7 protein-coding genes are annotated in these 9,986 nt (G+C 74.6%); 2 read left to right on the top strand and 5 right to left on the bottom strand.

Features of this window, described 5'->3' with window-relative positions:
- Positions 1-188: 188 nt before the first annotated feature.
- From ACIOFR_RS31695 to trpS, 3 genes are read right to left on the bottom strand one after another with little or no spacing between them, the layout of a single operon-like run.
- Positions 189-926 (bottom strand): nucleoside/nucleotide kinase family protein, encoded by a 738-nt coding sequence (locus ACIOFR_RS31695; protein ID WP_401002678.1) that lies wholly within the window; start codon positions 924-926, stop codon positions 189-191.
- Between the two features lie 36 nt (positions 927-962).
- The gene (locus ACIOFR_RS31690) at positions 963-1,964 is read right to left on the bottom strand and encodes an LD-carboxypeptidase (protein ID WP_401002677.1); all 1,002 of its coding nucleotides are present in this window, start codon (positions 1,962-1,964) and stop codon (positions 963-965) included.
- Positions 1,965-2,019: 55 nt separating this feature from the next.
- Positions 2,020-3,030: a tryptophan--tRNA ligase gene (gene trpS / locus ACIOFR_RS31685; RefSeq protein ID WP_401002676.1), complete on the bottom strand. Its 1,011-nt coding sequence runs from the start codon at positions 3,028-3,030 to the stop codon at positions 2,020-2,022.
- Positions 3,031-3,420: 390 nt separating this feature from the next.
- Here trpS and ACIOFR_RS31680 point away from each other — a divergent pair, with 390 nt between their 5' ends.
- A complete protein-coding gene (locus ACIOFR_RS31680; protein ID WP_401002675.1) occupies positions 3,421-4,254 on the top strand; it encodes a hypothetical protein in 834 nt (277 codons plus the stop codon).
- Positions 4,255-4,297: 43 nt separating this feature from the next.
- Here the strand turns inward: ACIOFR_RS31680 and ACIOFR_RS31675 are convergent, their stop codons facing one another.
- The gene (locus ACIOFR_RS31675; protein ID WP_401002674.1) at positions 4,298-4,840 is read right to left on the bottom strand and encodes an NUDIX hydrolase; all 543 of its coding nucleotides are present in this window, start codon (positions 4,838-4,840) and stop codon (positions 4,298-4,300) included.
- Between the two features lie 117 nt (positions 4,841-4,957).
- Here ACIOFR_RS31675 and ACIOFR_RS31670 point away from each other — a divergent pair, with 117 nt between their 5' ends.
- On the top strand, positions 4,958-5,836 hold the full coding sequence (locus ACIOFR_RS31670; RefSeq protein ID WP_401002673.1) for an ATP-grasp domain-containing protein: 879 nt from the start codon (positions 4,958-4,960) through the stop codon (positions 5,834-5,836).
- A gap of 115 nt (positions 5,837-5,951) precedes the next feature.
- Here ACIOFR_RS31670 and ACIOFR_RS31665 read toward each other — a convergent pair whose 3' ends face one another.
- Positions 5,952-9,980 (bottom strand): ABC transporter transmembrane domain-containing protein, encoded by a 4,029-nt coding sequence (locus ACIOFR_RS31665; protein WP_401002672.1) that lies wholly within the window; start codon positions 9,978-9,980, stop codon positions 5,952-5,954.
- Positions 9,981-9,986 lie beyond the last annotated feature (6 nt).

Raw genomic sequence — 9,986 nt, 5'->3', positions numbered from 1 at the left:
ACGTTCCGAACTCTAGCCGAGAGCCACTCCGAAAAGCGAATCCGACCGCAATCCATTAAAAACACGCACACCAATTCACACCGGGACGCGACAAAACACGGCCCAGCCGAATACAGAGGGTGTTTCAAGGGATTGGCCGCCCCGGGACCGTCCGCGTAGACACGTGTCCGGTGCTCCCAGCCGAGCGACTAGAGAACACTACGCCCATCCCCCGCGAGAGGCAAACTTCCGGTCCGCACCACCCAGTCGCAGCCGGCCCGGCCCCGCTCCACGTACTCGGCGTTGGGTCGGTCGTTGGCGGCGATCCGCAGCTCGGCGGCTTCGCGCGGGCCGCCGCCCCGCTGGTGACGGCTGAGGAGCCGTTCGGTGCGGACGGCCTCGTCCGCCTCGACGAACCACAGCTCGGCCATCAGCCGGCGGGCCGCCTGCCAGGGCTCGGCCGGAACCGCGAGGTAGTTGCCCTCGGTCACCACCAGGCGGGTGTGCGGGCGGACCACGTGGCGGGCGGCGACCGGTTCGTCCAGGGCCCGGTCGAAGTCCGGGACGAAGACGTCCCGGAACCGCTCGGTGGCCACCCGGTTCAGCAGGGCCAGGTAGCCCCAGGCGTCGAAGGTCTCCGGCGCCCCCTTGCGGGCCCGCAGGCCGAGGCGGTCGAGCTGCGGGTTGGAGAGGTGGAAGCCGTCGAGCGGGAGGTACGCCGCGGCGTCCGCCCCCTCCCGCCGGACCACCTCGGCGACCACGTGGCGGGCGAGGGTCGACTTGCCGGCGGCCGGCGGCCCGGCGATGCCGAGGACGGTACGGCCCTTCCGGCCGTCCCGGCCGTTCAACAGTCGCAGGGCCCGCTGCACTGCCGTCTCGAACGCTCGCTCCATGTCCGGCTCCGTCCCCAGGGGCGTCGTGGCGACGCCGTCGCCGTCGTCGTGCATGGGGCGCACCCTACTGACAGCCGCCACCGGTCCCGTTCACGGGCGGCGGCCCGGCAGCGGCCGCCCGGCGCCGGTGGGGTCGGCCGGTGCCAGCGCGGGTTCGTCCAGGGTGAGGGTGCCGGCGTCCGCGTCGAGGGTGGCGTGGACCCCGAGCGGGACGGTCAGGCTGCTCGGTCCGTGGCCGAAACCGAGCTCCCAGACGATCGGGACGCCCAGCGGAGCGAGGCGGTCGAGCATCACCTCCCGGACCCGTTCGGCCGGGCCGCAGCCCTGCCAGGAGCCGAGCGCGATGCCGGCCACGCCGTCCAGGGCGCCGGAGCGGAGCAGCTGGGTGAGGATGCGGTCCAGCCGGTACGGGTGCTCGTCGACGTCCTCCAGCAGCAGGACGGTGCCGGCGTACGAGGGGCGGGCGGTGGGGGTGCCGCGTTCGGCGGCCAGCCCGGCGGCATAGCCGCCGGCGGTGATGCCGCGGGCGCGACCGGCGACCAGCGTCCCGGCGGTGGGTGAGGTGAGGACCGTGGTGGTCTCGGGTCGGAAGAGCGTGCGGCGGAGGTGGTCGGCGGTCGGTCCGTCCGTGGTGAAGGCGGTGGCGGCGGCCATCGGGCCGTAGAGGGTGGGAACGTCCAGGTGGCGGGCGACGGCCTCGTGGAGCACGGTGGCGTCGCTGAAGCCGACCAGCACCTTGGGGGGTGCGGCACGCAGCGCGTCCCAGTCGACGAGGTCGACCATGCGCTGGGTGCCGTAGCCGCCGCGTATGCAGATCACGGCGGCCACCTCGGGGTCGAGCCAGGCCTGCTGGAAGTCGGCGGCGCGCTGGGCGTCGGTGCCCCCGAGGTGGCCGAGGGCGGGGTGGTGGGCCGCGTGGTGGGCGGCGGGGCGGACGTCGAGCCCCCAGGAGCGGAGGATCTCGGTGCCGGGTGCCAGCCGCTCCCGGTCGGTCGGTCCGCTCGGGGCGACCAGCGCCACCCGGTCGCCGGGGACCAGGTGGCGGGGCCGCCGGGAGGTCCGATCGCCGTGACGGTAAGGGGTCTGAGACATCGACAGGGCCTTTCGGACGGGCGGCTGGGCCGACCAAGTTATCCCCCGTGCGAGGTCAGACCGATCCCATCGCCGCCCGGACCTCGGCCAGCGTGGTGTCCGCGACGGCGTTGGCCCGCTCGCTGCCGGCCCGCAGGACCTGCCGGAGGTGGCCGCGGTCGGCGGCGAGCGCGGTGCGCCGGGCCCGCAGCGGGCGCAGGTGCTCGTTGACGGCCTCGGTGACGGCCGCCTTGAGCCGGGCCGCGCCGCCCGAGCCGATGTCCTCGGCCACGGCGTGCGGGTCGCGGTCCTGGCAGAGGGCGGCGAGCCGGAGCAGTCCGGAGACTTGGGGGCGCCGCTCGGGGTCGTAGCCGATCCGCCGGTCGGCGTCGGTGGTGGCGGCCCGGATCAGGCGGGCGGTCTCGTCCTCGGTGGCGCCGAGCGGGATGGCGTTGCCGCGGCTCTTGCTCATCTTGCCGCCGTCGGTGCCGGCCAGCAGCGGGGCCGGGGAGAGCAGCGCCTGCGGCTCGGGGAAGAGGTCGGTGCGGTAGCGGTCGTTGAAGCGCCGCGCGATGGTCCGGGTGACCTCCAGGTGCGGGAGCTGGTCCTGTCCGACCGGCACCAGGTCGGGCTTGCAGAAGAGGATGTCGGCGGCCTGGTGGACCGGGTAGGTGAACATCAGCCCGCTGACCGCGGCCTGCCGGGAGTGCGCGATCTCGTCCTTGACGGTGGGGTTGCGGCCGAGCTCGGCGACGCTGACCAGGCTGAGGAAGGGCAGCAGCAACTGGTTGAGGGCGGGGACGGAGCTGTGGGTGAAGACCGTGGCCCGCTCCGGGTCGATGCCGGCGGCGAGGTAGTCGAGGACGAGGTTCTCGGCGTGCACGGCGGGCCGGTCGGCGACGTCGCGGTCGGTCAGGACCTGGTAGTCGGCGATCACCAGGAACAGCTCCACGCCCGCGTCCTGGAGCCGGACGCGGTTCTGCAGGGTGCCGAAGTAGTGGCCGAGGTGGAGCGGGCCGGTGGGGCGGTCACCGGTCAGGACACGGTGGCGCTCGGGGTTGCGGCAGGCGGATTCGAGGGTGAGCACGGGGTTCTCCTACGGGATGGCTGCGGGTGCTGCCGTCCGCCGGGCCCGGGTCCGGCCGGAATCCGTGGAGGAGACGCGACAGGGCCGTCCGGACGGACGGCCCTGTGGTCCTGCGTGAGGGGTGGCCGTCCTAGGACGGCCACCAGCTCAGGCGGGACGAGAGGTGCGGGGGCTTCACGGTGCCGATGCTACGTCGCGGGCACGGTCCGGTGTCGAGGCGTTTTCGGTGCGGCGGCAGGACCGCCGGCCCGAGCCCGCCGGGTCGGCTCCGGCGCGGGGCACCGGGTTCGAGCGGCGGTTTCGAAACGTCAACGGGCCGGTGGGCCTTGGCCGCTCGTGCTCCGGTGGGGCAGGATCGACGCTGTCCAGTACACGGAGGGCCTCGCCACGATGACCACGCTCGACCGGACCAGCCCCGAACCGGCGCCGCCGGACCGGCCGCCGACCGATCCGTCGGATGCCGGCCCCGGCGAGCCCGCCCGCAGGAACGGTCCCACGAGCGAGATCGAGGAGCGGACGGCGGCCAAGCTGCTGAGCGCGCTCGGCGCCCGGCTGCGGACCGCGTACGAGCAGGGTGCCGAGCTCGACGAGCTGGCGGCCGCCAGTCACCAGTCCCTGCTGGCGGTGACCCGGCTGCTGGAGGCCGCCGGGGTCGACCTGACGCTGGGGCGCCCGACGCCGGTCCGTTCGGCGGTGCCGGCCGTGCCCGGCACCGGGACGGCGGCCGGTGGCCGCCAGCTGCGGCGGCTGCGCCGGCCCACGCCCTCGCGCCGGTTGAGCCGGATCCATCCTCAGCCGTACCCGCCGGAGGCCGACGGGTCGGCACCGGCCGTGGACGGCGCTTCGGTCGCCGGTGCCGCCGGGGCCTCCGGTGTCGAGGAGGCCGCCGGGGCCCCGGCGCCGGGAGCGCCGTTGGGGATCCTGATCGGCGCCTCCCCCACCCACCTGGAGGCCGCGGGCCAGCTGGGCGGCAGGCCGCCGCGGCGGGTGCCGGCCGAGTTGGTCCGGGCGGGGCGCGGCACCAGCCTGGTGGTGCTGCCCTCCTGGCGGCCGGCGATCGTGGTGTCGGTGCCGACCGAACGACTGCTGGTGTCGACCGGGTTGGCCTTCGAGCAGCTCGCCGGGGCACGGCTCTCGGTGCTGATCAATCCCGACGCCCTGCACGACCGCGAGCTCGACCTGCGGGACTGGCGGACCGAGGACCGTCGCTCCCGCGCGCGCTGACGCCGGGGTGGCGGGTGGCGGGTGGCTGGTGGCGGGTGCGCCGTCAGCGGCGCGGGCCGTTCGGCCGGTAACCGAGGTGGACGGGCGCCGTGGGCGCCGTCCCCGCGCACCAGTCCTCGCGGACGGCGTCCAGCAGGGCGGGCAGGTTCGGGGGCCAGAACGGGCCCGCGTGGGGCTCGGCCAGCTCGGCCGGGGTCCACCAGTGCCAGTCGAGGATCCGGTCCGCCCGGTGCACGGCGCGCAGGTCGCCGGTCGGCGGCCGGTACGGCCCGCGGCCGAGGTAGATGTGCTCGTGCTGGCGGACGGGCGTGCCGTGCCAGGTGAAGTCGTGCTCCCAGGTGCAGAGCAGCGGCCCGGGCCGCAGGTCCGTCCAGCCGGTCTCCTCGCCCAGCTCCCGGAGGGCGCCGTCGAGGGGCGACTCGCCCGCCTCCAGGCCACCGCCGGGCATGTTCCAGTGCACCCCGACCTCGCTGTTGTCGGACCGGAGCAGGAAGACCCGGCCGGCCGGGTCGATCACCGCCGTCCGCGCGGCCCGCCGGGGCCGGCGGGGCGGCGACGGCCTCACGGCCCGCCATCGGATACGCACCGGCCCACCCTGGCAGAGGCCCGGGCGGCTGTCGAGCCCGCCGGCTGCCCGCGGGGCACGGTCGGCCGGTGCTGAAATCACCCTGCTCACCGGCGTGTTCGCCGTACCCTGATCCGCATGCAGGCACCCTCGATCCTCTTCCCGGCCGACCCGCTCGCGCCCCGCCGCCCCGATCCGCACTACGTCCGGGAGGCGCGGCAGGTACGGGAGTTGGGGGCGGAGAGTGTCCTGGTGGATCACGACGCGCTGCTCGCGGGGGACGCCGAGCGGGCCGTCGGGCGGGTCCCGGCCGGGCAGGGCCCGCTCTGGTACCGGGGGTGGATGATGCCGGTCGCGGCGTACACCGCGCTCGGCGAGGCGCTGGCCGCCCGCGGGTGCTCCCTGCTGACCACCCCGGCCGGGTACGCGGACGCGCACCAACTACCGGGCTGGTACGAGGTGTTCGAAGGTGTCACGCCGGCGAGCACCTGGATCCCCGGTGGCGCGCCGGACGGCTCCGCGCTCGCGGCGGCGGCCGAACTGCTCGGCGGCAGCGGCCCGGCGGTGGTGAAGGACTACGTGAAGTCCCGCAAGCACGAGTGGGCGGAGGCCTGTTTCGTCCCGGACCTGGCGGATCCGGCGGGGCTGGCCCGGGTGGTCGCCCGCTTCGTCGAGCTGCAGGGCGAGTACCTGGCGGGCGGCGTGGTGCTGCGGCGGTACGAGGAGTTCGTGCGCGACGAGGCCGGCCGGGCGGTGGAGGCCCGGGTCTGGTGGATGGACGGGGAGCCGGTACTCGTCGGCCCGCACCCGGACGTCCCGGAGCTGGATCCGGATCCGGACCTGTCCGGGGTGCGGCCGCTGGTGCGCAGGCTGGGCTGCCGGTTCATCACGACCGACCTGGCGTTGCGCGCCGACGGCGGCGGCTGGCGGGTCGTCGAGGTGGGCGACGGGCAGGTCAGCGACCTGCCGAAGGGCGTCCGCCCGGAGTCGCTGCTGACCTCGCTGATCGCCGTCTGACCGCGACCGGGCCCTTCCCCGAGGCCCGGTGCACACCCAATCGGGAGCGCACCGGCCCGGGAGCACACCAGCGCGGGAACGCACCCGCTCGGGGCACGTTCCCGCGCTGGTGTGCTCAGCTCCCGACCGGCGCCGGGTGGCCGTCCGCGACGAAGGCCTCCCAGAGCCGGGTGTAGGTCCCGTTCAGCGCCAGCAGCTCGCCGTGGGTGCCGTCCTCGACCACCCGGCCGCGGTCCAGCACCACCACCCGGTCGGCCCGCTCGGCCGTGCTGAGCCGGTGGGCGATGACCAGCGTGGTGCGTCCGCCGCTGAGCCGCTCGGCGGCGCGGTTGACGGTGGCCTCGGTGGCCAGGTCGAGCGCGGCGGTCGCCTCGTCGAGGAGCAGCAGGTCCGGGTCGACCAGTTCGGCCCGGGCCAGCGCGATCAGCTGGCGCTGGCCGGCCGACAGGTTGCGGCCGCGGCCGGCGATCGGGTGCCGGTAGCCGCCGGGCAGCCGGGTGATCATGTCGTGCGCGCCGACCGCCCGGGCCGCCGCCTCGACCTCCGCGGCCGTGGCGCCGGGCCGGCCGTAGGCGATGGACTCGTGGACGGTGCCGGCGAACAGGTAGGCCTCCTGCGGGACCACGCCCAGCCGGTGCCGGTACTGCGCCAGGTCGTACGCGGTGACGTCGGTCCCGTCGATGCGCACCGTGCCAGCGGTCGCGTCGTAGAACCGGGCCACCAGCTTGACCAGGGTGGACTTGCCCGCCCCGGTCTCGCCGACCAGGGCGACGGTCTGCCCCGCGGGGATCCGCAGGTCGATCCCGGAGAGGACATCGGGGTTGCCCTCGCCGCCGCCGTTGTAGGCGAAGCTGACGCCCTCGAACTCGACCTCGCCGCGCAGTTCCCCGATCGGGACGGGGCGCTCGGCCTGCGGGGTGCTGGTCGGGGTGCGCAGCAGGTCCCGGATCCGGCCGAGGCCGACGGCGGCCTGCTGGTAGCCGTCGAAGACCTGGGAGAGCTGGTTGACCGGGGCGAAGAACAGGTCGATGTAGAGCAGGTACGCCACCAGCGCGCCGATGGTCAGGGTGCCGGACTCGACCCGGGACGCCCCGACGATCAGGACCAGGGCGGCCGCGACGCTGGAGAGGAACTGGACGAACGGGAAGTACAGCGAGATGTACAGCTGCGCCCGGGCCCGGGCGTCGCGGTAGGCGAGCCCGTTGGCGACGAAGCGGTCGGTGTTGAGGTCCTGGCGGCGGAAGGCCTGGACGATCCGCATGCCCGCGACGTTCTCCTGGAGATCGGCGTTGACGGTGCTGATCAGGTCGCGGGAGATCTGGTACTGCGCCGCGGACTTCCTGCGGAACACCAGCGTGGCCACCACCAGCAGCGGCAGCACGGCGAAGACCGCCAGGGCCAGACCGGCGTCGATGATCAGCAGGGCGGCGAAGATCCCGAAGAAGGTCAGCAGGCTGACCACCGCGGTGACCACGCCGGTCTGCAGGAAGGTCGAGATCGAGTCGACGTCGGTGGTCATCCGGGTCATGATCCGGCCGGCCAGCTCGCGCTCGTAGTAGTCGAGGCCGAGCCGGTTGAGGTGCGCGAAGATCTTCAGGCGCAGGGTGTAGAGGACGCGTTCGCCGGTCCGCCCGGAGACCCGGGTCTCGGCGCTCTGCACCAGCCAGTCGAGGAGCACGATCCCCAGCGCGGCCAGCGCGGCCACCGTGACGCCGGCCATCGCGGCCTTGCTGACGCCGTCGTCGATGCCGTGCCGGATCAGGACCGGCACGGCCAGGCCCGCGGCGGTGTCGAGGGCGACCAGCAGCAGGGCGAGGGCCAGCGGGCGCCGGAACGGGGCCAGCAGACGGCGGAGGCTGAAGTCCGGGTCACCGGCCTCGGCGGTCTCCACCGGGATGTCCGGGGAGTCTGCGGCGGGCGGCAGGGCCGCGACCTTGGCGAGCAGGTCGGGCGCCGCACCGGCGGAGGCCGGGGCGGGGGCGGGGCTCTGCGCGGACGCCGTGGCCTGCGGGGCGGCGGCGTTCGGGGCGGCTTCGCCCGGGGTGGTGCTGCTCGGGGTGGTGCTGCTCGGGTCCGGGGTCTGCTCGGAGGACTCCGGGGGTTCCGGCTGCGCGAGGGCGTCCGGATCGGTGATGAGGGCCCGGTAGAGCGGACATCGGGCCTCCAGCTCCTCGTGGGTGCCGAGGTCGACCAGCCGGCCGCGTTCCAGGACGGCGATCCGGTCGGCCAGCTGGAGGGTGGACCTGCGGTGGGCGATCAGCAGGGTGGTGCGGCCCGCCATCACGCTGCGGAGCGCCTCGTGGATCTCCGCCTCCACCCGCGGGTCGACGGCCGAGGTGGCGTCGTCGAGCAGCAGGACCCGAGGGTCGGTGAGGATGGCGCGGGCCAGCGCGATCCGCTGGCGCTGCCCGCCGGACAGGGTGAGGCCCTGCTCGCCGACCTTGGTGTCGTAACCGTCCGGGAGCTCACGGACGAAGCCGTCGGCCTGGGCGGCGACGGCGGCGGCCGTGATCTGCTCCTCGGTGGCCTCGGGGTGTCCGTACGCGATGTTGGTGCGCACGGTGTCGGAGAAGAGGAAGCTGTCCTCGGGCACGATGCCGACGGTGGCGCGGACCGAGTCGAGGGTGAGTTCCCGCAGGTCGTGGCCGTAGAGGCGGATCACGCCCGCGGTCGGGTCGTAGAACCGCGGGACGAGCTGGGCGACGGTGGACTTGCCCGAGCCGGAGGCCCCCACCAGGGCGACCGTCTCGCCGGGCGCGATCCGCAGGTCGAGCCGGTGCAGGACGGGGTCGGCGTGGCGGGCGCCGGTGTCGCGGTCGGCGTCCTGGCGGGTGTCGGCGTCGTGCTCGGCGTCGCGGTCGGCGTCTTGGCCGGTGTCGGCGTCGCGGTCGGTGTCGTGGCGGGTGTCGGCGTCGCGGTCGGTGTCGTGGTCCCGGTAGTGGAAGTCCACGCCGGCCAGTTCCAGCGCGGGTGTGCCCGGCGAGGCCGTGGCGGGGTCGAGCGGGTGGGCGTCCGGGCGCTCCTTGATCCGCGGCTGCTGGTCGACCAGTTGCAGGACCCGCTCGACGCCGGCCCTGGCCTGCTGGCCGACGGTGATCACCATGGCGAGCATCCGGACCGGGCCGGTCAGCTGGGCGACGTAGGTGGAGAAGGCCACGAAGGTGCCGAGCGACACGCTGCCGCGCACCGCCAGCCAGCCGCCCAGCGCGAGCACGGCCACCTGGGCAAGGGCGGGGACGGCCTGCATGGCCGGGGTGTAGCGGCTGTTCAGGCGGATCGAGCGGAGCCGGGCGGCGTACAGGCCACGCGAGACGCGTTCGAGCTTGGTCCGTTCCTGGGCCTCCTGGCCGAAGCCCTTCACCACCCGGACCCCGCCGACGGCGGCGTCCACCACGCCGGCGACGGCGGCCGCCTCCTGCTGGGCGGCCCAGGTGGCGGGGAACAGCCGCTTGCGGCTGAGGGTGCTCAGCCACCACAGCACCGGGCCCATCACCAGGGCGATCAGGGTGAGCGGCGGGGAGAGCCAGAGCATGACGCCGAGGGACATCCCGAACATCAGCAGGTAGCCGGTCATCATCGGCAGCATCGAGAGCAGGCCGTTGACCAGTTGGAGGTCGGAGGTGGCCCGGCCGACCACCTGGCCGGTGTCGAGCCTGTCCTGCCGGTCACCGTCCAACCGGGTGAGGGAGCGGAACAGGTCGGCCCGCATGTCGTGCTGGACGTCGAGGGCGAGCTGTCCGCCGTAGTAGCGCCGGACCTGGGTGCAGCCGAAGACCAGCAGCGCGGCCACCACCAGGACGATCGCCCAGGGGGCGAGCGAACGGGTGTGCGCGGTGATCACGTCGTCGATGATCAGCTTGGTGATCAACGGGACGACGGAGGTGACCGCCATCCCGAAGAGCGAGGCCCCGAAGGCCAGCAGCACGTTGCGGCGGTAGCGCCAGCAGTAGCCGCTGAGCCTGCGCAGCCAGCCCGCGCCGGGGGTGTCGGTGGTGTCCGGGTCCGGACCTGCGGCAGGCGCCGGCTGCCCGGCGGCGGCGGTCGACGCGGTCGGCGCGGTGGGCTCGTGGCCGTCTCCGCCGGTGCGGTCGGTTCTGCCGTTCCGCCGGGATAGCTCCGCGGTGGAACCTTGATTCTCAGACATATTTAG

It is taken from the genome of Kitasatospora sp. NPDC088346, assembly GCF_044740765.1.
GTDB lineage: Bacteria > Actinomycetota > Actinomycetes > Streptomycetales > Streptomycetaceae > Kitasatospora.
Note: the sequence above shows the minus strand (reverse complement) of the source record. Positions and strands in the feature narration are given on the sequence as shown.

Bases quoted from the DNA above. Each gene is read 5' to 3' on its own strand.
- ACIOFR_RS31695 (WP_401002678.1), bottom strand. From the start codon at position 926: ATGCACGACGACGGCGACGGCGTCGCCACGACGCCCCTGGGGACGGAG.
- ACIOFR_RS31690 (WP_401002677.1), bottom strand. From the start codon at position 1,964: ATGTCTCAGACCCCTTACCGTCACGGCGATCGGACCTCCCGGCGGCCC.
- ACIOFR_RS31680 (WP_401002675.1), top strand. From the start codon at position 3,421: ATGACCACGCTCGACCGGACCAGCCCCGAACCGGCGCCGCCGGACCGG.
- ACIOFR_RS31670 (WP_401002673.1), top strand. From the start codon at position 4,958: ATGCAGGCACCCTCGATCCTCTTCCCGGCCGACCCGCTCGCGCCCCGC.
- ACIOFR_RS31665 (WP_401002672.1), bottom strand. From the start codon at position 9,980: ATGTCTGAGAATCAAGGTTCCACCGCGGAGCTATCCCGGCGGAACGGC.